This is a genomic window from Streptomyces sp. P17 (assembly GCF_032436805.1).
In the GTDB taxonomy this organism is placed as follows: Bacteria; Actinomycetota; Actinomycetes; order Streptomycetales; family Streptomycetaceae; genus Streptomyces.
Map to the genome: position 1 here is coordinate 14,529 of NZ_JAVRBF010000022.1, position 25,704 is coordinate 40,232.

Here is a 25,704-nt window from a genome sequence, read left to right on the forward strand (position 1 = left end):
TGAAGCCGGGCGACGGACACTCGTCGCCCGGCTTCGTAACGCCACGGCTCCCCACTACGCGTAGTCGTCCCCGTACTTTCCGGGATTCCTGGCCCTATCCACAGCCTGTGCACGAGCATCGGCGAACGCCGTGATCACAGCCTCGCGGTCCGTGCCGCGGACCTGGGCCTCGACCTCCTGGCCAGATCGGCGGGTGGTGTGCCAGCGCACCGGTAGATCCGTGTAGAGATCGGTTTCGAACTCCCAGGCTGGCGTGGACCATTGCTCGTCGCGGCCGATGTTGAGCCGTTCGCCGCCGGGCAGGAACACGGCGTGGGCATGGTGGACAACCCGGCGGTCCGGCATGCGGTCGCGGATAGCTTGCACGCCGCCAGGGCCCTCGTGCTCCCACTGCGGCCGGTCCCACTTCTCCACATGCGCAGGCTTGCCAGGATGATCGGCGCCCCACTGGGAGACCACGGCCTGGGCATGCTCGTTGTGCAGGAACGGAACATACCGCTCGCCGAGACAGGCCACGTACACATCCGGCCCTGCTGGTACGGGGCCCTGACTCAAACCCGGCACGGGACCTCCAGGTGTCGCCGGGAACTGGTGCGGTGTTGAGCCCCAGATCAGGGCGCCGACCTTCGCTGCCGTCTGCTGGAGCACCTTGCCGGTGAGGTGCTGGTAGCGGCGACGCATCCGGGCGGACTTGCCGGGCTCCCAGCCCATGATCCTGTCGACGACCGCTTCGGGGACGCCGAGGATGAGCAGCACCGTGGCGGCGGTGTGCCGGGCGTCGTGGAGGCGCCCGTCGCGAACGTTCGCCGCCTTCAACAGGTCCTTCCACCGGTGGAAGTCGGTGTTGGGGTTGAGCGGCTCGCCGATCGGAGAGGTGAACACGTACCCCTTCTCCACCCACAGGTCCCGGGCGAGAGTGCGCTCGCGGTCCTGTTCCTCCTTGTGCTGCCGCAGCAGCTTGAGCAACTCTTCGGGCATGCCGATCGGGCGCTTGCCGGCGCGGGTCTTGGTGTCCTTCGTCTCGCGACGGATGCTGATCTTCTGCGGACAATAGCCGGGCTTGCGCCCGCACTTGTCGCCGCAGCCGTGCTTGTAGCGGGGCCGCAGGCGCCCTCGGCGTACGAGGATCACGCCGTTCTCGAAGTCGACGTCCCCCCACTGCAACCCGAGGGCCTCGCCCTGGCGCAGGCCGAGGGCGAGGGCGATGACCCAGCGGGCGGTGTTGCGGTGCTTGCCCGCTTCGAGGAGGAGGCGCTGGACCTCCTCGATCGTGTACGGCTCGACCTCCTCCTCTTCGAGCTTGGGGGCCTTGGCGATGGAGGCCGGGTTGATGGCGAGATGGCGGCGGCGTACGGCCTCGTTTAGTGCCGTGCGGACCGTGCGGTGCGCCTGGTGGGCGGTGCCGGCGGAGCTGCCGTTCGCCTGCATCTTCCGGTAGAAGCGCTCCAGGTGTTCCGGCTCCAGCTTCTCCAGGCGGTGGGCGCCCAGGCCGGGGATGAGGTGGTGGTAGACCGCCACGCGGTAGCCGTCGATGGTGTTCTCGCCGACGCTGGGCGCGGCGATGTTCTCCACCCAGTGGGTCAGCCACGTCGCGACGGTCCAGGTCTGGCCCGCCTTGGCGACACCGGTGGAGTCGCGCTGCTTCTCCAGTTCGCGCACGAGTTTGGTGACCTCGGGGCGCGTCTTGCGGCTGACGTGGCGCCGGTCCGGGGTGCCGTCGTCCTTGACGCCGACGGTGACATAGCCGTGCCAGCGACCGTCCTTCCCGAGGAAGATCGAGGAGGCGCCGTTGGGCTGGCGGGACGTGCTGGGCTTCTTGGCCTTTGCCATGCGCGCCCGCCTCAGGCCGCAGCGTCGAAGTCCGAGGCCCGAAAGCGTCGGGCTAGGAACTCACCGACCGCCTCAGCAGGTATGCGGCGCAGGCTGCCGATCTTGACGGAGGCGATCTCGCCGGAGGAGACGTACTCGTACAGCTTGGTGCGGCCGATGCCGATCCGGCGGGCGGCCTCGGCGACAGTGAGGGCGACCAGGGTTGCGTCGCCGGCGGATCGCCGCTCGGCCATCAGGGCGCGCAGGGCGTCTTCGGGGACGTCCAGGAGCTGGGCTATCTGGGAAATGGGCAGGGCGGGCTGCGACAAGGGATACTCCTCCCCCGGCATCGCGGCGTCGCGGGAGCGGCAACTCCCGTCGGCCTGGCCGGTGGCGTCGTTCAGGGATGGATGGGTGATCGTCGGCGACAGGGGCCGCCGCGCTTATGGGGTTCTCGGCGTTCGTAGCGCCGGTGGGGCAACGGCCGGCTACTCGTCGGCGGGCGGCTGCTCCTGGTTTCGCAGGTGTGCCTTGGAAGGGTGCAGGCTTCTCATCGCGGCTCGTTCTTCGAGCCGGAGGAGTTCGTCGACCTGTCCTCTCTGCTCGGGGCCCTTGTCCCCGTAGGCGTCGAGTTCGATCTGGATCTCGTGCAGGTGCATCTGGTTCCGGTCGATCGCCGCTCGCAGTTGGCGGTACTCCAGCGTCATCTGGACGTACGTCTGGGCGAGCTGGCGGATGCGGGGCGTGGCGAGCTCTCCTGGCGGTCCAGTCAGGTCCTGCATGGTGATGTCGAAGACCTTGCAGAAGCCGAGTGCCTCGTCGAGGTTGACCCTGCGACGGGGTTTGCCGCTCTCGATGCGCCAGATCGCCGACTGGTTGATCGGATGGCCGGCAGCGGCCATCTCCTCGGCGAGCTTCACCGTGCTCCAACCGCGGACCTCGCGCTCCAGCTTGATGCGTGCGGCGGCGTGATCCTCCGGCATCGGACGACCCGGGCCGGCGCGCTCCACACCTTCCTCACCGCTCATTCGCACCTCCCTTCACACGACATCCGGGTCCACTGGGGCGAGCGTCCACAACTAAACATCATTGCGGAATGAAATGCAAGGCGTTGCGCTTCCGAAAATTTCAGCTATGGTCGTAGTCCGCCGTACAGCGGTGGACGCATCCGCACACGCAAGCGGCCCCGGTGCTACGAACACCGGGGCCGAGGTAGAGGCTCCACCGCACAACCATCCATCCCTGAACGATCGAAACCGGCACCGGCCGGGGTTGCCGCCCCATAGTGGCCTGCCGGGTGAGGAGCTCTATGCCTCAGGGTACGACCCTGCCGCCCGAGATGCCATCCCGCTTCGACGAGGCCCCCGCGCCGATGGAGCCTCCGTACAACGTGGACGCCGAGCGCGCGGTCCTCGGCGCCTGCATGCACAAATCCGACATCATCGACGCGGTCCGGCCCATCCTGGGCGAGGACGCCTTCTATCGCCCCGCGCACGAGACGATCTGGCGCGCGCTCCTCGCCCAGCGCCGCGAGGACAGGCCGACCGATCCGATCGTCCTCACCGAACTGCTCCAGCAGCAAGGGGACCTGCAGCGCGTCGGTGGCCGTCCTTACCTGCACCAACTCGCCGACGTGCACTACGGCACCGGCGGCGCGGAGCAGCATGCGGAGATCATCCGAGAGAAGGCCAACCTCCGCCGCCTGCTCGCCTCCGCGATCCGCACTGTCCAGCGCGCCCAGGAGCCGGGCGCCGACCCCGAGGCGATCCGCAGCGAGGTCGAAGCGGAGATGCGGGCCGAGCGCGAGCGCGCCCTCGCCTCGGGCCAGGGCCGGCTGAACCGCTTCGCCACCGACGGGTGGTCCTTCGTCAAAGAGTCCGGCGCGGACGCTGAGCCCCTGTGGGGCACCCGTGAGAAGACCGTCTGGGCGCCGGGCGAGAGCCTGATGATCGTGGGTGCACCCGGTGTCGGCAAGACCACCCTGGCCCACCAGGTGATCTTCGCCCGCCTCGGCCTGTCGGAGACGGTCCTGGAGATGCCGGTCGCTCCCAGCAGGCGGGTGCTCTACCTGGCCATGGACCGGCCCAAGCAGATCGCCAAGGCCATGGCCCGCCGCGTCTTCGACACCGACGAGGCGATCCTTCGTGACCGGCTCGTCGTCTGGGAAGGGCCACTGCCCGCCACCCTCGACAGGGAGCCCGACCTCCTCGCCGACCTCGCCGCCGCACACCAGGCCGACACCATCGTGATCGACAGCCTCAAGGACGCGGTGAGCACGATGGTCGACGACAGCCTCGCCGTCGCCTTCCACAACGCCCGCATGCGCGCCCTGCGAGGCGGCGTGGAGATCCTGGAGCTGCACCACCAGCGCAAGGCCACCGCCGACGCCCCGCGCGGCCAGCGCCCAAGCCTGGACCAGGTCTACGGCTCCACCTGGATCACCGCCGGCGCGGGCAGCGTCCTGTTCGTCACCGGCCGGGCGGGCGACCCGGCGGTCACCCTGCACCACCTCAAGACCCCCACCGGCGAGGTCGGCCCGCTGGACGTCACCCACGACCACAAGCGCGGCACCACCACGGTCGACCCGACCAAGGACCCCGCCGTCCTGCTGCGCAACGCCCCTGGCGGCCTGACCGCCCGCGACCTGGCGACCGTCCTCATCGGCGGCGGCGAACCCGAACGGGCCGACGTCGAAAAGGCGCGGCGCCACCTGTCTCGCCTCGTCGACAGCGGCCTGGCCACCAGGGCCGACGGCGTCGCCGGAGGAGCCGGAGGCGGGCAGCAGACCCGCTACTACGCCTCCTCCCGCCACCTCACCGCCGTCGGCTGAGCCCGCCACCGGCCAACGCGGAGCGATCACGCGACCGTACACGCGGACCCCGTGCGAACACCCCGCCGTGAACCGCTCACGGCGTCCACGCTCACAGTAAAACCGCAGGTAGAGCGATCACGCGAGCGTCCACGCCGTACACGCGCCCAGGCGATCACGCGCGGGGCCCCCTTTAGAAGGGGGCCCGCGTGAACGCCCCCTCCGTGAACGCCGCTCACTCCCACCCCGCAAGCCCCACTTCCCGCCCCGGAGCCCACGCCCTTGCACCCCCCTGCCCCGAGCGCCCCGGCAGCCGTACGCGGCAGCCGCGTCGGCATCACCCTGCTCCCACTCGCCCCGGCCGCCGAGCACTCGCACCCGCTGGAGGTCGTCGCGTGAACCGCAACGGACGCATCACCCTCGTCGTCGGCCTGGTGGCCGTCGTCCTCATGGCCTTCCGGGTCTCGTGGAACGCGCTGTCCGACGTGGCCCGCGCCATCGGCGCCGACCCCACCGCCGCCCTGCTCTACCCGATCGTCATCGACGGGCTGATGGCCCTCGCGCTGGTCGCCACGCTCGTGCTGACCGGTACCGACCGGAGGTTCGCGCTGCGGGTCCTGGCGACTTACACGATCGCCAGCCTCCTGCTGAATTACGTGCACGGCCTCATTCCGGCCCTGCACACCGAGTCGGTCCAGTGGGGCCGACTGGCCGACTGGGACCCGGCGAACTGGGCCCTTGTGTTGCTGGCGACCTCGCTCCCGGTCGGGTCGATCTACTTCGGGTCAGACCTCGTGGCAAAGGTGCTGCACCACACCCCCGAGTCGGCCGACTCGGCCGAAGCAGCCTATGCCCAGTCGCAGGGTCCGCAAGCTCAGGAGCAGGCCACGCGGTCGAGGTCTGACCAGGCCGCCTCTGCCCCCGAGCAGCCGACCGAGTCGACCCCCGTGAAGGTCGCCGAGGCGCCCGTGACGAGGCCGACCGAAGCCGACGAGTCGGCACCCGCTACCCGACCGCCCCGGTCGGCCGCCGTGGTTGAACCGACCCAGGCTTCCTCGCGTCGGGCGACCGGTCGGGTCCGCACCACCGCCAAGTCGGCCGCCGACCGCACCCGCACCGACGCCGAAATCCTCGACGAGGCCCGGCTCCTGACCGCCGACTGGAGCGACGACCGGCTGACCGCCGAGCGTCTGCGCGGCGAACTACGGATCGGCCAGAAACGCGCCCGCTCCCTGCGCGACCAGCTGCAGGCCGAGCGCACCATCCAGGCCGAGCCCACCGCATACGACGACTTCGAGACCGCGCCTCTCGACGGGCTCGACGAAGCCGTCTCCCAGCGGCAGAGGGAACTCGGCACTGCCCCCGTCGGCTCCGCCTGACCCCGCAAAACGCACCTTCGCCCCACCTTTCCGGCTCACCCGTGCCCCATGCCAGACAAGCGCGGGGGCACGAGGCCGCGCAAAGCGATGCACCCGACACCGGCACCCCACGGAGAACCGTTCCATGCCCGATCCGCACCGCGAACTCGCCACCCCCCAGCAGGAGATGACCATCGGCCTGAACAGCGCAGCAAGCAATAGCGATGGACCGTCCATAGGCCGGTCCATCGCGAATACCTCCGCCTCGGGGGTGGCGGAGGATCAGCTCTGGCACGAGGGCGTGCCAGAGCAGGAGCGGGCGAGCGCCGGCGAGCAGCCGACCGGTCTCGTCGCGGGGGCCAAGCAGCGTACGCCGCACCGCCGCGCGAACCTCGACGCGCAGCGTTCCGAGCACGTCACCGCCCGCTTCGCTCCGCATGAGAAGCACGACATCCAGTCAGCGGCGAAAGCCGAGCACGTGACCATGGCTCGATACATCGCCGACGCCACCATGGCCCGCGTCCGCGGTGAGATCACCGTCGCCGCCCCTCGCACGGTCTACGACGATGCGGTCGACGAGCTCGCCACCCAGCGGGCGCAGATAGCCCGGATCGGCAACAACGTCAACCAGATCGCCCGCCGCCTCAACTCGGGCGGCGATCCACACCCTGTGGACGCCGCGATCCTTCACCGGGCCGAGCGCCTGCTCGCCACCGCCCACGACACGGTCCGGGCGATCGACGACGCGGCTTTCCGGGCAGCCGGGCAGAAGGCGGGGGGCCTGAGTTGATCGCGAACATCGTCAAGCCGGGCAACAACACCTACGGCGTCCTGGCGTACCTCTTCGACAAGGGCCGCGCCAACGAACACACCGACCAGCACATCGTCGCTTCCTGGGATGACTTCGTTCTGGACCCCGGCCCGTATGACAGCCCCGGGCACAAGCAGCGGCTCGGCCAGCTCACCAAGGCCCTGGATCTGCGGGTCGAGCAGGCTGGCGACAAGGCACCTGAGGGACACGTGTGGCACTGCTCGGTGCGCGCCGCGCCCGAGGACCGCCTCCTGACCGACGCCGAGTGGGCGACGATCGCCAAGCGCATGGTCCATGCGACCGGCATCGCACCGGAGGGCGATCCGGACGGCTGCCGGTGGGTGGCCGTGCGCCACGCGGACGACCACATCCACATCGTCGCCACCAAAGTCCGCGGCGACCTGCGCCCGCCGCGGAACTGGAACGACTACCACCGCGCCATGACCGAACTCGCCAGGATCGAGAAGGACTTCGGCCTCACCCAGGTTCCGCGGGGCCCCGAAGCCGCCACCGGCACTCCGGCGGCGAAGCGCCCCACCCGCGCCGAGCAGGAGAAGGCCAAACGGCTGGGCCACCACAAGACGGCTCGCGAGCGGCTGCGGCACACCGTGCGGATCGCGCTCTCCCACGCGAAGGACCTGGACGAGTTCTTCAACCTGCTCGCCGACGCCGGCCTTCAGGTCGAAACACGCACCCTGCCCTCTGGTGACCTCGGCGGCTACAAGGTCGCCCTGCCTGACGACGGCACACCCATCTGGTACTCCGGCTCCAGCCTCGCCACCGATCTGTCCCTCCCGCAGATCCAGCAGCGTCTGGCCGCCGCCGAAGCGCACTCCGCCACGGCGGCCTCACCAGCCGGCCACTACCGCCCAAGCCCTTGGCACCAGGCCACCGCCGCCGCAGAACGTATCCCCCACCACCTTGATCACGCCGACGACAGCGCCGCACAAGCCCACCTGACCGTCTTCGGCGAAGTCCTCTACGCCTTGCCCGCCCACGCCCCCGTCCCTCTCAAGGCCGAACTCCACCGCGCCGCCGTCGCCTTCGAGCACGCCGCCCACACCCGTGCCCGCGCCGACCACCAGCACGCCCGCGCCCTGCGCGGCGCTCTGAAAGCCATGCGCTACCAGCCTGCGGACCACACCGGCCTGGCCATGCTCCTGGACGTCGCCATCCTCGTCGTCGTCGCAGCCCAGCGCCGCAGCGCGCTGCACCACCACGACCGGCAGGTGGCCGCCGCCCGCCAAACGCTCATCCATCTCCAGGCCGCCTACGACCAGATCGCCCCCGCCAGCCTCGCCGTACTCGCCGGGCGCCGGCCTTCCGAAAGCACTGTCCACCGGTACGCCCGCACCCTGCACGAGGTCCTGCCCTCCCACTCCGGGCAGATCCTCACCGAGGCTGCCTGGCCCGCACTCACCGCCGCCCTTGCCGCCGCCGAAGCCGCAGGCCACAACCCCGCAGCCGTCCTCCGGCAGGCAGCCCAGCAGCGCTCCTTGCGCGACGCCAAATCGGCATCCGAAGTTCTCGTCTGGCGTATCCAACGCCTCGGCGACCGGCACGCCCCCGGCCCAGGTGCACGAGCCGCGCAAGCCCGTAGCCCCCACATCCCCCGCGTCGGGTCCACAGCGCAGGCCACCGCCGCGACACCCCCCACATCCACGCAGATGCCATCCCGCACTCACCGTCCGCGGTGAGCACCAGCCCCCCTGACGCAGCGGCCGCGCACGCCTCGCACCCGCTACCGAGAGCCACCGAAGTCACGATGACAACCGATCAACGACAACAGTCCTGCCCCCGGTCTTACGACGCCGCAGGACATCTGCGGTGCGTCACCGGCACCCCATCCGACGAGGAGCCCATCATCCAGACCCACCCCACCGCCGACATGTTCCCGATGCTGAGCGCCGACGAGCTGCACGACCTGGCCGAGTCCATCAAGACCGAGGGCCAGCACGAGGCCATCGTCCTGTCCGCCGACGGTGTCCTCCTCGACGGGCGTAACCGTCTGGCCGCCTGCGAGATCGCCGGCGTCGAGCCGCGCTTCACCACCTACAGCGGCAGCGACCCCAAGGGGCTGATCCTCGCCCACAACCTGCGCCGTCGGCACATCAGCAAGGGTCAGCAGGCGATGATCGTCGCGATGGCCCGTTCCTTTTCGGAACACTCCCTGCGCCACCAGGCCAAGGTCCACAGCATCAGCCTGACCCGTCTCTCCAACGCGGCCACGGTCCTCAAGCACAACCCTCCCCTCGCCGAGCAGGTCCGCAGCGGCCAGCTCAGCCTCGATGCCGCCTACAGCACCGTGCGCGAACGCCAGGCTCGCGCCGCCGAGATCCAGGCCCAGCACGGCCGCCTGCGCGAGCATGCCCCCGACCTTGCCGAACAGGTCGTGGAGGGCCTCCGCACCCTTGACAACGCCGTAGCGGCACTCGACCAGCGGCAACACGAAGAACAGCTCCGGCAGTCCGTGCAGCACACGGATGCTCTCCGCCTCTCCGACGGCGACTCCGCCCCGCCCCTGGCCCAGCTCGTCGAGCGGGGAGACATCACCTGGGAGCAGGCCCACCAGCGCGCCGAAGAGTTCCTCGTCCACCGGCGGAATGCCGTCCAGCAAGCGCAGCAGGCTCTCCGGGTGGTTGCCGAGAACTGGGCCACGGTCCAAGACCTCGCTGCCCGACCCGACACCCCCTACAGGCGGGACATCCTTGACGGCCTCACGACCGAAGTCCGCTCCCTCGTCCAGAACTTGACCGCCCTGGCCTGACACAGCGGCGCCCCTGCGGCCGGCCTTGTTGGCTCCGGCCTCCAGGGGCGAGGACGGTGAAGCCCGCCCAGGTCACGGGGCTCACCACCGTGGGGAAACGACAGGCACCTCCATGACCACGGCGGGGATCTGGCGGTATAGGAACCGGCCTTGGTCTCGGGGCCTGCGGCGCTGTCCGTGCCTGCCGATCCCGCCCCATCACCCCGTGAGCGTGACCGCCGTGGCCTTGGCGACCGCCTCGTGCAAGTGGGCGTCGACCAGGCTGGGGCTACCGGAGATCACGACGACTACCGGCCCGGTGCGGACGGCCGTCTGCTTGATGAGACTGCTGCGCCCGTCAGCGGTGAAGGTGAGCAGCAGGCTCCACCGCTCGTCCCCCAGCCGGGGTGCGGGCAGGTTCCGGGGTGTGACGGTGATGGGGGTGCTGCCCGACACCACCTGGTACGTCGGACAAGAGACCATCGCATCGAAGATCTCCCCGATGTCCTTGGACAGCTTCGCCGCTGTATCGCTGTACAGCTCCTCGGTTAGCTCGGAGCTGTTGCCGCCGGCGTAGGTGAAGGACGCCTTCGCCTTGCGGGGGAAGACGAGGCTGACGCCGGTCCCCGCGTCGCCGCCGATCTTCTCCAGTGCCGGGCAGCCGATCACGCTCACGTTTTCATGGTGCGCGGAACGCTGCGGCATTCGGGCGTAGCCCTGGCCCAGGTCGCTCTCGTCCAGGAGCCGCTTGGCCAGCGCGGCCGATGACAGCGGAGCGGGCGCCGGGACGCTCTCGTCGTCCGGGTGCACCGGGACGATCGGGGAGGACATGGGGCCGGAGGAGACGGCGCTGCCATGGGAGCAGCCCGCCAGGGTCAGGACGGCAAGGGCGCTGAGGCTGAGGACGGTCGTGGTGTGAAGGCGCATAGGAAACCCCTTTGTGGCCTGCGAAGCGGACGGTCTGACCAGGCCGGCCCTCCGGGCGCCGGCAGTACGAAGGGGAGCGGGGGTTTCGAGAGGTCAATGGCCGAGGTGGCGCAGGCCCTCTTCGAGAGTGGGGTGGAACCGGTCGACAGGACCGGAGTGGCGGTTGAACCAGACCGCATCCAGGCCGGGCTCCCTCGTCTCGTGGCCCGCTCGGCAGCGCAGCCATATCGAGTCGTCGCGCATGCAGAAGACGATCCAATCCCGATACGCGCCGCACCCGGGGCACGTACGGACCTCGCCGTCGACGACGAGCGGCTGCAGCCAGCGCATCATCACCCCGGCCATCTCCTGGGCCGACGGCAGCCGCAACTCCGGCGGCAGGAAGTCGGGCACCGCCGCTTCCTCTGCGGCAGGGTCCTGCGGGGTCGGCTCGGGGCAGTCGGGCCATGGCTGGGTGGCCTGCAGTCGTAGGAGCAGCTCGTAGCCCGCACGCTGGACTTCACGGAATGCACGGTCCTCGCGGGCGCGTCGAAAGAACACGACTTTCTCCTTCTCTGTCATCGGGCAGGCGCGGAGAACACGCCTCATACGTCTGAGCTGTTGCCGCTCGGGGAGATCGGCGACGAGCCGCACAACAGCGGATCCTGTGGGGCAGGGGCTATCAGCTGCGGCGGACGACGGTGAGCCGCCCCTCAGCGCTCTCGGGCACAGTGTGGCGAGGCACCGGGACCGGGGAGGCGAGTGAGGACGCGAACGCGGCGACCAAGTCATGGGGGACGCTGGCGCTGAAGCTGGCACACCACAGGTACGGGGCGCCAGGAACGGGGTCCGCCCATGCCTGCCAGCCCACCAGGTCAGGACGCGGATCGCCGTCCTCGATGAGCGGCGGCAGCATCTCCAGGGAGACGCAGGAGGAGAACCCGGGGTCTACGGCAGTGGTGCGGGGGCGGTCCACATCGCGGATCCAGCCCCGGGCACTCAGCGCGTCGAGGACCGTCTCGGGCTCCTGGAAGCCGACATTGGTCGCCTCACGGCCGTCGAGCGCCATGAGGAGATCGGCGAGCGCCTCATAGGAGACGCCGGTGGTGAAGTACGCGTTCCACACCGGCATCGCGGAGGCGGCATGCGCGCGGACGCTCAGCTGCCAGGCGACGGGCAGACCGCCCAGCTCGAACGGGTAGGCCGCGAGGATCCATTCGGCGCCACGCAGCCCGTCCGGGCTTACGTATAGGAGCGTGTGACGGGATGTGGGCCACATGCGCCAGCCGAGGTCGGACAGGGTGTCGCCGATCCGGTCGGCGAGCACACCGTCGTCGCCGGCCAGATGACGCGGGGTGACCCAGTACACCGGGTCGGGCAAGTCGGGTTGGGAGCGGTCGCTGGAGTGGTGCGGGAGCAGGGGCGCCTCCATGAGTTCGTGGGGTAGAAGACTGGCCGTCCGGGATCATCGCGTCACTTCGCTGGCCAGGTCTTCCGGCAAGGTGTTGGAGGGTGGCATGGCTGTGCGGCTGTTCGCCAGTCGTTTCGAGATCTTTCCTGTCTGCCTGCGGCGAACTGGTTGAAAGGTGGACGGGATTGCTCAAAGAGGCGGGCCGCGCCCATCGCGGATCCGGCGTGTGATCGCCAGGGTCATACGTCGCGGTGGCCCTCGACGGGCGGCCGCCGATGGCGCGCAGCGCGGTCCACATCCCGCACTTGATCGACTAGCTTGGGAGTCCTAACCGTGCCGTTGTCGTAGCCGACAGGCGGCCTTGCGGAAGCTGGTGCGCCCCGTGGCTCAGACGCGCCCTTGACCAAGGTCTACGAGGACTGTTCCGTTAGGGAAGTTGGGGCGTTCTACTCGGGGGTTGCCTTCGTGACCAGGTCGGTTGGCGGTGCGTGGTGCGTCAATAGCGCCACCAGGCAGGAATCGGCCGTTCCCTCGGCTGATGGGGCCTCCGTATGAGACTCCGGCGCGGGATCGCGATCGCCGTCGTCGCCGGAGGCGGCGCTGTGACCACAATGCTGGTCGGGCTCGTCACGAACGCCGTGTCCGATGAGTCGCGGTGGCCCGGCTGGCTGGGGTGGTTACAGGAGCACGCCTGGTTCTCGTTCGTCGTGTTGGGCGTGACGATGGCGGGGCTGACGGCCCTGCTCGCCGGCCTCTCCGAGACGCGGCCTCCCACCCGTCCGGGCCGACCGGAGGACGGAGCAGGGCCAGGGGCCGCTCAGGTGCTGCGTTCGTTGCCGCGCGACACCGCCGCGTTCACCGACCGTGCCGCGGAGCTGGAACGGCTGGTGGGCTCGGTGCGGGCCTCACAGGAGCGTGGCGAGGGGCTGCCCGTTCACGTGATCGACGGCATGCCCGGTGTTGGGAAGACCACCTTCGCCGTGCACGCAGGCCACCTGCTCTCCGAGCGGTTCCCCGACGGACAGCTCTTCGTGAACCTCAACGGACACACGCCGGGGCGCACTCCGGTGCAGGCCGGCGAGGCGCTCGCCTCGCTTCTCGCGGCCGCCGGCGTGCCGACGCAGCAGATTCCCGTCGGTGACGACATCGGAGCGGTCACGGAGGCCCGGGCCGCCATGTGGCGGAGCAGGCTCGCGGACAAGAAGGCGCTGCTGATTCTCGACAACGCGGCCAGCTACCGACAGTTGGAGCCGCTGCTCCCCGGTGGGAGCGGGTGCTTGGTGTTGGTGACCAGTCGCAAGCGGCTGGTGGCGAACGAGGAGGTGGTCATGTCGGTGGACGCACTGCCGCCGGATCACGCGGTCGACCTCTTCGTGCGGCTCAGTGGGCGGCCAGCCGACGCTCTCGGCCGGGATGTGGTGGACGAGTTGGTGCGACTGTGCGGGTGTCTGCCGCTGGGGGTGTCGTTGCTCGCGGCACGGTTGCGGCACCATCCGTCCTGGGGCGCCGAGGACCTGCGCGGGCGGCTGGTGGCGGCGCGGGACCGGCTGGGGGAGCTGCGCGCCGGGGAACGCGCCGTCACCGCGACGTTCGATCTGTCCTATCGGGATCTCGCGCCGGAGCGGCAGCGCTTCTTCCGACAGCTCGGCTTCTTTCCGGGCACCGATCTCGACCCGCACGTCGGTGCGGCGCTTGATGAGGTCTCGGTCGTGGTGGCCCGTCGACATCTTGAGGCGCTCTACGACGACCATCTGATCGACGAACAACCGGGGAGTCGCTACCGGCTGCATGATCTCTTGCGCGACTACGCTCGCGGTCTCGCTGCCGAGGGAGACAGCATGGACCACGTACAGGCCGTCCAGCGTGTGTGCACCTACTACCTGGCCGCTCTCGTCGTTGCGAATGGGCACATCGTGCGCAGCGGCGCCGCGGTGCCACCGGCTCCGGACAGCGCATCGCGGGTGGAAACCCCAGCCTTGGAGTCGCGGGCGGATGCCCTGAGCTGGCTGGAGACCGAGCGGGCCAACATCCTGGCCTGCGTCCGGCGGGCGAACGGCCTCGCCCTGTATGACCTCGTGGTCCGGCTCGCCGCGGCTATGGCGCCCTTCCTGCGCCAGGCCGGTCCCTGGGACCAGGCTGTCGGGCTCCACCGGACCGCTGCCGAGGCCGCCCGCCACACCGGCGACCAGCGGGCACGGGGCGATGCTCTCGCCGAGCTGGGGGTCGTACGCCGCTTCATGGCCGCCTACCCACAGGCGATCGAGGCCCTGAACGACGCCGTGACGGCGTACGAAGCAGTCGACGACCGGCGCGGCAAGGCGGACGCACTCAACCAGCTCGGCATCGTCTGGTACCTGACTGCGGACAACGAGGACGCAGCCCGCGCCCAGACCGAGGCCCTCGCCCTCTACCGTGAGCTGGGCAACCGGCTCGGACAGGCGAACGCGCTTGCCGATCTCGGCATGACACACCGGCAGATGAGTCGGTTCGACGCCGCAGTGGAGGCGCAGAGCGAGGCCCTGGCGATCTACCGGGAACTCGGTGACCGGTACGGGGAGGCGAACTCCCTGCGGGACCTGGGTGTCGCGCACTGCCTCATGGGCACGTACGACCTGGCCACGCGGCATCATCAGGAAGCGTTCGACATCTACCTGGAGCTGGACGACCGTGTGCACCAGGCTTACGCGCTGAATGAGTTGGGCGTCGTCCGACGGCTGACCGGGGACACCGAGGGAGCGCGGACGGCACACAGCCAGGCCCTGACGCACTTTACCGAGCTCGGTGAACGGTTCGGCCGCGCGACCAGCGTCCGCCACCTTGGCGTCGTGGAGCGTGTGACCGGGGATGCGACAGAGGCGATCCGGCTTCTGGTGGAGGCCCTGGACGTTTACCGCGAACTCGGCAGCCGCGGAGGTGAGGCCGCCTCGCTGAGCGAGCTGGGCGTGGCGCGCGGCATCGTCGGTGAGCGCGACGGCGCGATCGAGGCGTTCCAACGCGGCTTGGAGGTCCTGCGGGACTTGGGCGACCGGTGCGGCGAGGCAGAGGTACTGAACCACTGGGGGATGCTGCTGCTCACCTCCGATGAACCGCCGGCCGCCCGTCGGCACTTCGATCAGGCGCTCACGCTCGCGCGGGACATCCGCTGCCCGCTGGAGGAGGCGCGGGCACTGGAAGGCATCGGCCGCTGCGACTGGACGATTGACGGGCCTGGTCACGGAGTGACCTCGCTTCGAGCCGCCGCGACCGTGTACCGGCGATTGGGCGTGAGCGCGGCCGCGGACGACATCGAACGGTTGCTGGTGCCGCGGTCCGGTTGACGCCGACCATGTGGCCGAATTTCCTGTGCCAGGTGGGTGGTTGAGGATGCTACGTTTCCGGCTGATCTGGTCGCTTCAGCCCCATCGCACCGTGCCACCTCCGGCACGTACCTCACGAGGAGCGTTGAATGCCGTCACCCGCGTCCGTCACCGAGCCACGCATCATCACGCCCGTCGGCCCGGCGTCCGCGGAGCCGACGGCGGCCGGCACCGCCGTCCTGGACCGCGTGGCCGCCCGTGTCCGGCAGCGGCTGGAGGCCGAGGAGGGCGCGACGAGCCGGGTCGGCGACGGCGCCCACGCGGCCTCGCTCATCTGGCCCTGGCCGCTGTGAGCACGTCCGCTCGATGACAGAACCCGAAGGCCCCGTTCCTTTCCGGACGTTCATCCTCAAGGTCGCCAACCGCTGCAATATCGACTGCGACTACTGTTTCGTCTTCAACTCCAAGGACCAGGCGGCGCGGCGCCTGCCCGCCCGAATGGACCTCGCCGTGGTACGGGCTGCGGCCCGGCAGATAGGTGAGCACGCTTCCGCGCACCGCCTTCGGGCCATCCACGTCGTCCTGCATGGCGGGGAGCCGCTTCTCGTCGGTGTCGGGCACATGGCCGATCTGTTGCAGGCCGTCCGGGACAGCGTGCCGGCCGGGACCCGGGTCCTCTTCGAGCTCCAGACCAACGGGACTCTTCTTTCCGGTGCGTGGCTGGACCTCTTCGAACAGTACGAGGTCGCGGTGGGCGTCAGCCTCGACGGACCGCCGCGTGCGAACGACCGGCACCGGCTGACGCACACCGGGCGGTCGAGCGCCGCCTCCGCCGTGCGCGGCATCGAACTCCTGCGGTCGCGGCCACATCTGTTCGCGGGGCTGCTCGCCGTCGTGGACCTGGCCAACGACCCCGTAGAGGTCCACGACTATCTGGCGGCGTTCGAACCGCCGGTGATCGACTTCGGCCTGCCGCACGCAACCCACGACGACCCGCCGCACCGCTCCGACCCGAGCGTGCCCGAATACGGGCTGTGGATGAGCAGGGTGTATGACGCCTGGCTCGCCCGGCCCGAGTACGGGCACAGCGTCCGGATGCTTGAGGACATCGTGGCTCTCACCTCTGGCGTGCGCGGCTCGGTGGAGACGCTCGGCCTGGCCCCGCCGACGAGCGTCGTGATCGAGTCCGACGGCTCCATCGAGGCCGTGGACACCCTGAGGTCGGTCGAGGAGGGTGCCACCTGGCTCGGTCTCGACGTCCTCCGCCACTCCTTCGACGAAGCGCTGTCGCATCCAAAGCTGCTGCACCGGCAGCACGGCAAGGAAGCGCTCGCCGAGCAGTGCCGCGCCTGCCCGCTCGTGGACGTGTGCGGCGGTGGCTACCTCCCACACCGCTTCAGCGAAGCCCAGGGTTACCGGAATCCGTCTGTCTACTGCGCGGACCTGGAGTACCTCATCCGACACGTCCAGGGCTCCCTGCGGCAGCACGGCTGGGACCCCTACGCGCAGGCCGCCTCGTCGCCGTAGACGCGTGTGCCGTACCGCCAGGAGGGGATCACGCGTTGGAACGAACGAGTGCAGCAGCGACCGAAGCAATCGAGGAAGGACAGGAGGCGCCGATGACCGTGACGATCCGTCCCGCGGAGAAGCGGGACGTCCCGGCCGTGGCCGAGCTGATCGAGGAGATCGAGCGGTTCTACGGGGCGACCGACACAGATATCCAGCCGATCGAGGAGCGCCGCCTCCAGGTGGAAGAAGCCCTCTTCGGCGTGCCACCGCTGGCTTCCGCCCTGCTCGTCGAGGACGAGACCGGGGGCATTGTGGGCCTCGCCGCGTATTCCTTCCTCTGGCCGGCCGCCGGTTCCTCGCACTCCCTGTTCCTGAAGGAGCTCTACGTCCGCGACACCCTGCGTCGGCAGGGCATCGGTGCTCGCCTCATGGACGAACTCCGCGCCCTGGCCGCCGCGCGCCCCGGCTGCAGCCGGGTGGAATGGATGGCCGACCGCGACAACCCAGGCGCACGGGCCTTCTACGAGTCGCGCGGGTTCACCGAGTCCGACGGGAAGATCGTCTACCGGGTCGACTCCAGCAGGGCGTGAGGGTGGTACGAGGCGAGTGGAAGTAGAGCGCTGCGGCGAGTGCGGCGGCAAGATCGTCATCGGGCTCGGATGCGAGTGTCCGCCGGGCTCGTCGGCGTCGGCGCCCGCGCGTTCCGTAGGCACGTTCGTGAAGAGGGAGTGGCGTACTCACCCGGATGACACGATCCTGATCTCCCCGAAGCAGGTCGCGCACAGGCCCGGATGGTGCGACCACATGACCGAGGACGACGTACGGCCCCCGCGGTGGGGGTGGATCCCGAATCCTCCACCTGGGCTCTGGGAGCGGTTGAGCAGTGCTTCTCCGGCGACCGCCACCGCGGGCAATCCGAGGCGACGGGCCGTGCGGCGGTGCACCGACTGTGAGGCGAACCTCGCGCAGGGCTGACCCCCGTGCTCCAACGCCGCTCTGTTCTCGTTCGGTGGGCGCGGCCGCACCTGCCAACGGCCACGCCCCCTGGCGTCAGGAGCAGTAGGCGATGACGAGCCGCACGGAGGGCCGGTCGATCAAGGCTCCGTCGGCGAGGTCGCCGTCCGGTGTGTCCGCGGGGTAGGCCGTGACCACGGGTTCGGCGGTCCGGGCCGGGCTCCAGGCGCGGATCTGCGCGCAGATCCGCTCGGCGAGATCGGCGCCGGCCGGGCCGTAGCCGACGGCTCCCAGCTGGAACCGGGGTTCTGTCTCGGGGGCTTCGGCGGTCCGTTCCAGGGTGAGGTACGCGATGGAGTCCCCCTCGACGAGGGCGGGGCTCAGGGCGGGTGACGCGGGGCGGTGGAGGCCGGCCTCCACCGCTGCGGGCTTCGCAGTGATGCGGCAGGTCGCTCGCTCGGTGGCGCTCAGCCGCAGCCAGACGCCGTCGAACGACTCGACGGGGCCGACCGTCACATCGGTCCAGACGACCGACTTCGTTCGTGTGAGCGCGTCGCGAAGGAGTTCCGGGGCGATGGACTGGTCCTCGTCCCAGTAGAGCCTGACGAGCCGGTCGTCGTCGATGTAATCGTTCCGCTCTCCGTCCTGGCCGATCACCGGGAGGAAGCCGCACATCTTGACGGAGTCGGACCGCATCCGACCCTCCTCGCGTTGGAAGGCCACGGCCCTGGAGAGCCCGCGCCACCGCAGTGGGACCACGAGGCGTCCGCCGACAGCGAGCTGGTCCCACCAGGCGCCGGGAAGGTCCCACATGCCGACCGTGGCGATCATTCGGTCGTACGGGCTGAACTCCGGGGCGCCGAGGGCGCCGTCCCTCGTGACGACGCGAACGTCTTCGTATCCGTTGGCGTCCAGCGTCCGGCGGGCGTAGGCGGTCACGTCGGGGGCGATGTCGCATGTGGTGACCTGTCCGGACTTCCCGGTGAGGTGCTTGAGAAGGGCGGCGTTGTAGCCGGTGCCGGCCCCGATCTCGAAGACGTTGTCGCCTTCGCGGACGGCGAGCTGGATCAGCATGAAGTGCACGACGTCGGGCTGGGAGGCGCAGCTCAGCGGGAGTGCGTCCTCGTCGGGGTTCTCCTTGATCGTCACGCTCTTGTTGGCGTACGCCTCCTCGATGGGTGCGTCGGGGAGGAAGGCGTGGCGGGGTACGGTCCGCATGGCGGTCTCGACGCGTGCGTCGCGGAGGCCGGAGAGGTCCTCTTTCAGGATGGCGTCGACCAGGCGGTTGCGCAGGTCCTCGGGGGAGGCTCCAGTGGTGGTGTTCATCGCGTCCTTTCGGAAGGTGCCCGGCTGTGCGTACGGCAGGGGTAGATCGTTCTCATTTGTTCTGGTGTGCGGATGCGGTTCGCGGCGTCACCCTGTCAGGAGCAGGCAGCGGTCCCAGGGGGCGGTGATCGCCGTGTTGACGGGGTCGGTGAGACGGACCAGGTGGATGCCTGCCGTGCCGTCCATCAGGCCGGCGCCGTCCGGCAGTCCGTTGTGGTCCAGGTGCTTGTTGAGCCGGACGTTCAGGCGGCGTAGATGCGACGCGAGTTCGTCGTCGAGGGCGTCGGTGGCGGCACGGGAGACGGTCTGTATGAGTCCCGCCCAGCCGTGGCAGAGGGAGGTGTCGGTGAGCTGGGCGAGCTGCTGGTCGTCGGCCAGGCATCCGGCCAGGGCCTGCTCGGCTTGCCGTTGCCGGTCACGGTCGCCGAGGGCGATGCCGGCGAGTTGTTGGGCGCGGGCGATGCCGGGGGTGCCGTAGCACCAGGACGGGCGTCTCGGTCCTGGGCGCTGGAGTTCGCCGCGTCGGTGTTCGGCTCGGGTGATCAGGTCCGGCCACCAGGCGTGCGAGCCGGTGCCGTTGCGCCACCGGTCGAGCCAGTCGCAGATTCGGGTGATGGCTTGCGTCTGTCCGGGCACCGTGTGGTCGTGTCGCAGGGCCGTGGCCAGCAGCGCCAGCGGTCCGGTGATGCCGTGGGCGAGGCCGAGGTTGCCGTGTCCGCCGGGCCATCGCGGTGTCGGTCGCAGATCGGGGCTGTCTCCCGTCCACCAGCCGGGCAGACGTTGCGCTTCGATGGTGATCGGTTCCGTCAGCCGCGCCAGGTAGACGAGGACGTCCCGAAGTTCCGTCTTGTGGCCGCGGTGCAGGTGGTAAACGCCCAGCCCGGTCAGTCCGCTGATGAGGTCGTACTCGCCCAGGGTGGGCAACGCGCCGCGATCGATGCGGCCGTGTGCACGCTGGAGTCGTTGGCCTGTGACGTCGGCGAGGTGTGTGTCCAGGGTCGCCAGGGCGCGAGCGGCGAAGTTCGTGTGCGTAAAGCTGAGGACGTACGCGACGGCCGGAGCGCCCTCGTACAAACCGCATGCCTCAGGGGCGGCCTGGATAGGGCCCTTGAGCATGGCGGCAGCCCACGGCCGGAGCGCGTCCCGGTCCTCTTCGCCGGTGTGGGCCCTGACGGCGTGCAGCAGCGCGACTCCCGCCGCGCCGGAGTACAGCGACTGCCCCCAGCCGGGCCCGGTGGGTGTGGGCGGCGCGTCGTAGTTCATCAGCGGCTCTCCCCCGGCCAGGCGGCCCATGCGACGGCGGACTGACGGGCAAGGCGGCGGCAGATCCCCTCGTCCTCCCGGTCCACGCCGCGCAGACGGTTGTGATGCATGTGCAGCAAGGATTCCAGGACGGAATCGAGGTCCATGCTCTCGGCGAGGCTCTCGCGATACAGCGCCAGGGCCACGGCGCGACGGTGCCACGCTTGGGCCAGCTCTTCGCCCCAGCCCCGGGCATGAGGCGTAGTGCGGCGAACGAGTTCGATGGCCTGGTCGCTGACGCCTCGCTCGACGCGAGCCGGAGGCGCGGGCCGGTTCGCCAGCCACCTCATACCCTCGTCGGGGCCGAGCAAGCCGCAGGCGATGTCCACCATGCCGACCGCGGCCAGCGCACGTCCGCCGACGCCGTCGACTCCGGGGCCCTGCAGGGCGGCGAGGGCGTAGGCCGAGTCGGCCGTGAACACCGCCTCGGCACAGCGCAGGGCGGCGCCTGGGCCGTAACGGCCGATCTCGGGGGTGTACGTGTCGAACACGAGCCTGCTGCTGAGCCCCTCGCGGCGCAGCCCGGCGGCCCATCCGGCGACGAGCTCAGTGCAGGCGGCGTACTGTCCGGGGCTGCGGGTGCGGGTGCGGATGCGCAGGCGCAGGTGGTCGAGGTCGTGCGGGGTGCGGTAGCGGACGAACCACCACTCGGGTGTACCTGGGAGTTGGGTCACGAGCCGCGCGAGGTGGGTGCCGATCAGCTCATCGAGTTGTTCGGGGTGGCTGTAGATCTTGGCGTTCAGCCAGGGTGCCTGCACCGCCCCCGGTACGGGCCCGAGGGTGCTGTTGGTGAGCACGGGGAGGAAGCCGGAGAGCGGGTCGGGTATCGGCGGGCAGGTGCTGGTCATCGGCAGGGCGATCTCGTGGGCGTGGCCGCCGATCCAGCCGTAGGTCTCCTCGGCCGGCGCCTCCGTGAGCACGGCATTTACTTCCCGGTCCAGGTGGGTGCGCAGGACGGTGGCGTGGGCGGGCACGTCGAGTTGGAGCCGCCGTGTCCGGTCGTCCTCCCGCAGCTCGACGGCACCGTGGCAGTGCCACCGCTTCCGCCACTGGCCGAGGGCGTCAGTCCACTCCCGCATGTCCGCGCCGCGGCTTGGAAGGTCGTCAGCGGTCAGGTTCCAGCGACTGGGAGAGAGGTTCACGCGCCCGTAGCGGACGCGCGGCAGGAACGGCAGCCGCGCGCCGTGCGGCCCCCAGTCGAAGCTGGTCCAGGCAGGGCCGAAGGAGCGGGTCAGGTGCGCCAGGAACCTGGCCAGGGGCGGGGGTTGCTTGTCCAGGGCCATGGCGTGGAAGACCTGCGGGTCCACCAAGCGACGGCGGGAGATGCTGACCAGGTACAGCCGGGTGTGCGTGGCTGTGACCGCGAGGTCGTCGACGTCGATGACCGTCGGCGCGGTGTTGTTGTCGAGGCTGCGGTGCTCGCCCAACGGAATCACGTGCGGAAGATAAGCGGGGATGCGGGCGACGTTCTCGGTGTGCGGATAGAGGGGCGGGAAGGAGAGCTGCGCGGTCAGCGCGTTCTCGACGCCCGTGGGAGCTTGGCGGTAGACCTCGTCGAGTCCCGTGCCGGAGGCGACCGGAGTGAACCGGGAGGTGAGCGTTCCCGCGGCGCGGGCCGGTGTCACCGTGAGTGTGAAGTCCCCGCGTTCCAGGGCGGACAGGCTGTCGGCGTGCAGACGCGCGCACATCTCCACGTGGGGCGGTGCCTCCTGCCCGGTCGGCGCATCGCCGGCCAGGCGGTCGATCAGGTCGTCGGTGAGGACGATCTCCCTGCTGCCGTCAGCCAGCGCCTGCCAGGCCAGGGCCAACAGCCGCTCGTCACGCTCGGAGACTGTTGGGGGCGGTGCGGTCATGCGGCTGCCCGGGTATTCGGCCGGGTAGCCGAGCCCGGACGCTGGGTCGACGACCTCCTTCACCGGTACGAGGGTGCCGGTGCCGTATCGTTCCCAGAACGCGACCTGGTACTCCTTCCACACACCTTGGCCCGTCGGTCGGTGGGTGAGCCGCAGCAGAGCATCGGCAGCTCTCTCCATCTCCTGCGCGACGCTCTCGGGGATCCGTACTTCGGCATCCAGCCTCAGGTCGACGGCCAAGGGGCTTCGGCCCGCGTCGGAGAGCCGACGTAGCCGCCCCGTGAGTTCCTCCCGAGCCAGCCCTTGCGTGCTCGCCGGGCGCCGGTTGTGCTCGTGTACGGCGCGTTGCACCGCTTCCAGCTCGTGCAGAACCGGCGCGACCTCCGGCATCGTGCCCGCGTCCGCGCCGTGCAGCCGGTCAATCAGGTGGGACAGCGGATCGGTGTTGGTCATCGGCGCGCGCAAATTGGTGATCAGGAATTTCTCGCGCACCAGCGCGCCGAGCAGTGTGCGGATGTTCCGCAGCTCGGTTTGAGGGAAGGAGGCGGCCAACTGCTCGGCGAGGGCGGCGAAGCGGACCGGCCCGCCCGCGAGGCGCTCGATCACGCGTACCGCACTGGTGCGCCGGACGGTGGCCCCCATCGGTCCGCCGTGCGGGACATGCAGCCGCCCGCCGCGGCGCGCCGCCAGGTTGTTGAGGACGACATCCAGGCGCTCCAGCAGGATCGGGCACGCCTCCAGGCGGACGATGACGTCGTCCAGCCACTCGGTATCCACCCGCGCCACGGCCTGATGTGCATCTCCCCACCTCACGTGTGGCGTCGAACCCACGCTGGCCGCGGTGACTCCCGCGAAGAGGCCGAACGGGGTCGGTCGCCCGGTGGCGCGCAACAAGTAGCGGACAGTGGCCATGGCGGCGCGCCGGACCTGCTTGGAGCGTGTCGGCTGCCCGGCGCAGATCGCGTCGACCCGCGTGGCGAGATCGCCGCTCGCCTGCCGGACTGCGTCGGCGAACCGAGCATCGGCCCACACATGCCTCAGCCACCTGCCGCACGCCTCCGTGTCGGACGGGTCAGGCCACCATGTCGGCAGACCCGTCAGCGGCATCGCGGCGGCCCGGAGCAGCGCCGCGCCCGCGTGCTGGTAGAGCTTTCCGTCGCTTCCCATCCCCATGCCTCCGCCATCAGTGCTGTGAACGAGCGGGGTCGGGGGCGGCTGCGCCCCCGACCCCGTGCGCGAGCCCCGTCAGACGGCGCTGGCGCAGGACGAGGCGCAGGAGGCCGCGCACCCGTCACCGGTGCCGCACGCCTTGGGGAGCAGGTCGGCGCCGATTTCCGTGATGATGGTCAGGTCGACGTCGAACGGGTCGGCGGGTGCCCCAGGGGCGGCCGTCGCAGCGGACGCCCCGGTGGTGGCCGTCGTGATCGGGCTGAGCATGGTTGCGGTCATCGCACTTCCTCTTCTGTCTGAAGGATCCGAACGGTTCGTCGTGCTGCCCGGCTTTCGTGTGGATTGCCGCGGGCCGGGTTTCTGCGTTCGCACCTTGGGTGCGGCCCCTCTCCGGTTGATCGGATTCCGTGGGGGACATGGATTCGGAGCATCCGGAGAGGGGGGTCGAGGACACGGGCCGGGGCTACCGGGACTGGCCCGCGTAGAGCGTGGTCAAGGTTGTGCCGGTCACCAGGACGGGCAGGAACAGCATCTGGAAGGTGCCGAAGCCGAACCGACCGACATACGTAGCCGGATGCCGCAGCACCCATCCGACCTGGCCGAGCATCTGCCGGAGCGACCGTTGCCGCATCCGGGCCATCACGCCGCCGACCGCCGTGCGACCGTGGCGCCTGCGGCATCGACGACCGCCCACGGGGTCGTGATCAGCGCTCCGGTGCGAGCCTGCCAGGCAGCGAGGTTCGCCCTGTCCTCCTCCAGATGCCCCAGCATCACGAGCAGAGGGGTGACGATCCCGGCCGCCTTCCCCTGCTCGACCGCGGCCAAAGCGTTGTGCCAGCCCTCGCACAGGGCGCGGCTCTCGAACGGTGCCGCCCGGTCGACGAACGTCTCGACCGCCTCCCAGCCGGCATCGGCCACGTACCGCCGTGCGCTGGCCACGCTGTGGTCGGCGGCCTCCCTGAGTGACGCGGGCAGACAGGCGTACAACACCAGGCGCGTGCCCGGGGGCACCTCGTTTGGTGCGGTCTGCCTCGCACTGCCGCTCATTCCGCGTTACCTCCAGCCAGGTGAGCCGAGACGCCAAGGGTCCGGCGCCTCGACGAAGAGCCTCGCCGGGGTCAGTCGGCGGCGGTACGCCGTCAGCACGCCGTTCGTCCGCCGTCCGGCGGCGCGCGAAGAGGCGGAGCCGTGGCGTACCGCCGCGGCTCAGGCGTAGCGAGGCTGATCGGTCCAGTGCCAAGCGGAAACGAGAAGTGGCGATGGACGCGGTGGACGAAGAGCGCCTCTGCAGGCGAACGCCAGTACGGCGTCATTGGGTGAAGCTGGCCGATTGCACCGAGCCTTCGGGCCTCGCGCGCAGACACGTACGAGAGCTCCTCGAGGGCCATGCCGCGCCGGAGCGGGTCGACGATGCCGTTCTGATCGCCTCGGAGCTCGTGGGCAACGCGCTCAGGCACACAGTCGGCGGACCGGACTGCATGTGCGTGGAGGTCTACCGGAACGTGGCGGTACTGCGAGTCCATGACGCGGGACGGGATGTCTCCAGGGTCCGGGCACGCTCCGTGGAGGAGTCGGTAGAAAAGTTGACAGGCAGTGGTCTCGGACTGCTGCTCGTCGGGGAGTTGGCCTCCACGTGGTCCGTCCGGCCGACCGCGATCGGCAAGGAAGTGGTCGTGGTTCTCGCCTTGGGCGCCAGCGGGCTACCCGAGCGTGACGTTCCTCCGCACATCCCAGCGGTAGGTCCGCCCCTCACGGCGGAGCTCCACCAACTGGACGGCGGACACGGAGAGTTCGACAGCTGGTAGAGCGCGAAGTCCTGAGACCGTCTCCACAACGGGCGCGGCGGGGCGCCGGCGGTTGTTGTACGCGAGGCTCAGGTGCGGCCGGAAAGCGGACGTCGGCTTCTTCGGGGCCAGACTGACGCTGCTCCCCGCCTTGGCCAGCGCGTGGTGCAGCCGGAGCAGGGGCTCCCAGGGGCCGAGGGACAGGCGGACGGCGCCTCGGGAGCCGGCCAGCGGCATGGCGCGTACGGAGAACGCGGAGGGCAGCAGCGCCTCGGTGTCCCGCGCCAGGCTGTCCAGCTGGCCGGGGGTGACGACGCCGGGCGTTCCGACTCGGGCGAGGGTGATGTGCAGTCCGTCCGCCGGCACCGGGTCGAGGCCGAGGGGTGCCAGCTCCTCCTGGCAGTGCCCGGCGAGAGCGGCTAGCCGCTGATCATCCGGGAAGGTCAGCATCCAGTAGTACGCACGGCTGCCGTCCGACCAGCCGGGGCGTGCCCAGTGGTCGGTCATCTCGTCGAGTGCGCTGAACGCCGCCCAGTCGTGGGCCGCGGTGACCGCCGGATCGTGCGTGTCGGCGGGAGGCTCGGCGGGGAACGCGGCGGGGTCGGCGCTGAGCAGGGGCACCCGGCGTACTCCTTCGGCTTCACACTGCCCCGGAGCACG

General features: G+C 70.2%; 23 protein-coding genes. 10 read left to right on the top strand and 13 right to left on the bottom strand.

From position 1 onward, the window contains the following. Positions 1-54 precede the first annotated feature (54 nt). The 3 genes from RMT89_RS16210 to RMT89_RS16220 all read right to left on the bottom strand — a co-directional run bounded on the left by RMT89_RS16210 (position 55) and on the right by RMT89_RS16220 (position 2,837). The gene (locus tag RMT89_RS16210; RefSeq protein ID WP_315884460.1) at positions 55-1,830 is read right to left on the bottom strand and encodes a site-specific integrase; all 1,776 of its coding nucleotides are present in this window, start codon (positions 1,828-1,830) and stop codon (positions 55-57) included. A gap of 11 nt (positions 1,831-1,841) precedes the next feature. Beyond that, entirely contained in the window at positions 1,842-2,138 is a 297-nt protein-coding gene (locus RMT89_RS16215; RefSeq protein ID WP_315884461.1) for a helix-turn-helix domain-containing protein, read from the bottom strand. A gap of 159 nt (positions 2,139-2,297) precedes the next feature. Next, positions 2,298-2,837, bottom strand: a complete 540-nt coding sequence (locus RMT89_RS16220; protein WP_315884462.1) for a helix-turn-helix transcriptional regulator — start codon at positions 2,835-2,837, stop codon at positions 2,298-2,300. 281 nt (positions 2,838-3,118) lie between these two features. On the opposite strand from RMT89_RS16220, the gene RMT89_RS16225 reads away from it, so the two are divergent. The 5 genes from RMT89_RS16225 (at position 3,119) to RMT89_RS16245 (ending at position 9,554) form a co-directional block, all read left to right on the top strand. Further along, positions 3,119-4,639 (top strand): DnaB-like helicase N-terminal domain-containing protein, encoded by a 1,521-nt coding sequence (locus tag RMT89_RS16225; RefSeq protein WP_315884463.1) that lies wholly within the window; start codon positions 3,119-3,121, stop codon positions 4,637-4,639. 374 nt (positions 4,640-5,013) lie between these two features. Further along, positions 5,014-5,997 carry a DUF2637 domain-containing protein gene (locus RMT89_RS16230; protein WP_315884464.1) on the top strand — a complete coding sequence of 328 codons (984 nt, stop codon included), beginning with the start codon at positions 5,014-5,016 and terminating at the stop codon, positions 5,995-5,997. A 124-nt stretch (positions 5,998-6,121) separates the two neighbouring features. Continuing rightward, positions 6,122-6,766, top strand: a complete 645-nt coding sequence (locus RMT89_RS16235; protein WP_315884465.1) for a MobC family plasmid mobilization relaxosome protein — start codon at positions 6,122-6,124, stop codon at positions 6,764-6,766. After that, the gene (locus tag RMT89_RS16240; protein ID WP_315884466.1) at positions 6,763-8,484 is read left to right on the top strand and encodes a relaxase/mobilization nuclease domain-containing protein; all 1,722 of its coding nucleotides are present in this window, start codon (positions 6,763-6,765) and stop codon (positions 8,482-8,484) included. The genes RMT89_RS16235 and RMT89_RS16240 overlap by 4 nt, the downstream gene beginning before the upstream one ends. 68 nt (positions 8,485-8,552) lie before the next feature. Further along, on the top strand, positions 8,553-9,554 hold the full coding sequence (locus RMT89_RS16245) for a ParB/RepB/Spo0J family partition protein (RefSeq protein ID WP_315884467.1): 1,002 nt from the start codon (positions 8,553-8,555) through the stop codon (positions 9,552-9,554). A 198-nt stretch (positions 9,555-9,752) separates the two neighbouring features. Here RMT89_RS16245 and RMT89_RS16250 read toward each other — a convergent pair whose 3' ends face one another. From RMT89_RS16250 to RMT89_RS16260, 3 genes are all read right to left on the bottom strand, one after another. Continuing rightward, complete coding sequence (locus RMT89_RS16250) at positions 9,753-10,460, bottom strand: hypothetical protein (protein ID WP_315884468.1); 708 nt, start codon at positions 10,458-10,460, stop codon at positions 9,753-9,755. A 93-nt stretch (positions 10,461-10,553) separates the two neighbouring features. Continuing rightward, on the bottom strand, positions 10,554-11,000 hold the full coding sequence (locus RMT89_RS16255) for a hypothetical protein (protein WP_315884469.1): 447 nt from the start codon (positions 10,998-11,000) through the stop codon (positions 10,554-10,556). A 121-nt stretch (positions 11,001-11,121) separates the two neighbouring features. Next, complete coding sequence (locus RMT89_RS16260; protein WP_315884470.1) at positions 11,122-11,871, bottom strand: DUF317 domain-containing protein; 750 nt, start codon at positions 11,869-11,871, stop codon at positions 11,122-11,124. A 530-nt stretch (positions 11,872-12,401) separates the two neighbouring features. On the opposite strand from RMT89_RS16260, the gene haaT reads away from it, so the two are divergent. The 4 genes from haaT to haaN all read left to right on the top strand — a co-directional run bounded on the left by haaT (position 12,402) and on the right by haaN (position 17,245). Beyond that, positions 12,402-15,167, top strand: a complete 2,766-nt coding sequence (gene haaT / locus RMT89_RS16265; RefSeq protein WP_315884471.1) for a cyclophane-containing RiPP biosynthesis TPR protein HaaT — start codon at positions 12,402-12,404, stop codon at positions 15,165-15,167. A gap of 128 nt (positions 15,168-15,295) precedes the next feature. Further along, positions 15,296-15,499, top strand: coding sequence for a HaaA family cyclophane-containing RiPP peptide (gene haaA, locus RMT89_RS16270; protein WP_315884472.1), 204 nt, complete (start codon positions 15,296-15,298; stop codon positions 15,497-15,499). Between the two features lie 13 nt (positions 15,500-15,512). Then, entirely contained in the window at positions 15,513-16,673 is a 1,161-nt protein-coding gene (locus RMT89_RS16275) for an FxsB family cyclophane-forming radical SAM/SPASM peptide maturase (RefSeq protein WP_315884473.1), read from the top strand. Positions 16,674-16,765: 92 nt separating this feature from the next. Then, complete coding sequence (haaN, locus tag RMT89_RS16280; RefSeq protein WP_315884474.1) at positions 16,766-17,245, top strand: cyclophane-containing RiPP N-acetyltransferase HaaN; 480 nt, start codon at positions 16,766-16,768, stop codon at positions 17,243-17,245. 460 nt (positions 17,246-17,705) lie between these two features. Here haaN and fxlM read toward each other — a convergent pair whose 3' ends face one another. The 6 genes from fxlM to RMT89_RS16310 form a co-directional block, all read right to left on the bottom strand. Then, positions 17,706-18,935 carry a methyltransferase, FxLD system gene (fxlM, locus tag RMT89_RS16285; protein WP_315884475.1) on the bottom strand — a complete coding sequence of 410 codons (1,230 nt, stop codon included), beginning with the start codon at positions 18,933-18,935 and terminating at the stop codon, positions 17,706-17,708. A gap of 87 nt (positions 18,936-19,022) precedes the next feature. Continuing rightward, entirely contained in the window at positions 19,023-20,198 is a 1,176-nt protein-coding gene (locus tag RMT89_RS16290; RefSeq protein ID WP_315884476.1) for a lanthionine synthetase C family protein, read from the bottom strand. Then, positions 20,198-23,257: a lantibiotic dehydratase gene (locus RMT89_RS16295; protein ID WP_315884477.1), complete on the bottom strand. Its 3,060-nt coding sequence runs from the start codon at positions 23,255-23,257 to the stop codon at positions 20,198-20,200. The genes RMT89_RS16290 and RMT89_RS16295 overlap by 1 nt, the downstream gene beginning before the upstream one ends. Before the next feature lie 78 nt (positions 23,258-23,335). Then, positions 23,336-23,539 (bottom strand): FxLD family lanthipeptide, encoded by a 204-nt coding sequence (gene fxlA / locus RMT89_RS16300; RefSeq protein WP_315884478.1) that lies wholly within the window; start codon positions 23,537-23,539, stop codon positions 23,336-23,338. 184 nt (positions 23,540-23,723) lie between these two features. After that, the gene (locus RMT89_RS16305) at positions 23,724-23,891 is read right to left on the bottom strand and encodes a hypothetical protein (RefSeq protein WP_315884479.1); all 168 of its coding nucleotides are present in this window, start codon (positions 23,889-23,891) and stop codon (positions 23,724-23,726) included. A gap of 8 nt (positions 23,892-23,899) precedes the next feature. Beyond that, complete coding sequence (locus RMT89_RS16310) at positions 23,900-24,307, bottom strand: hypothetical protein (protein WP_315884480.1); 408 nt, start codon at positions 24,305-24,307, stop codon at positions 23,900-23,902. Positions 24,308-24,519: 212 nt separating this feature from the next. Here RMT89_RS16310 and RMT89_RS45955 point away from each other — a divergent pair, with 212 nt between their 5' ends. Beyond that, positions 24,520-25,065, top strand: a complete 546-nt coding sequence (locus RMT89_RS45955) for an ATP-binding protein (RefSeq protein ID WP_399498248.1) — start codon at positions 24,520-24,522, stop codon at positions 25,063-25,065. Here RMT89_RS45955 and RMT89_RS16315 read toward each other — a convergent pair. Beyond that, complete coding sequence (locus RMT89_RS16315; protein WP_315884481.1) at positions 24,961-25,665, bottom strand: 2'-5' RNA ligase family protein; 705 nt, start codon at positions 25,663-25,665, stop codon at positions 24,961-24,963. The genes RMT89_RS45955 and RMT89_RS16315 overlap by 105 nt on opposite strands. Positions 25,666-25,704 lie beyond the last annotated feature (39 nt).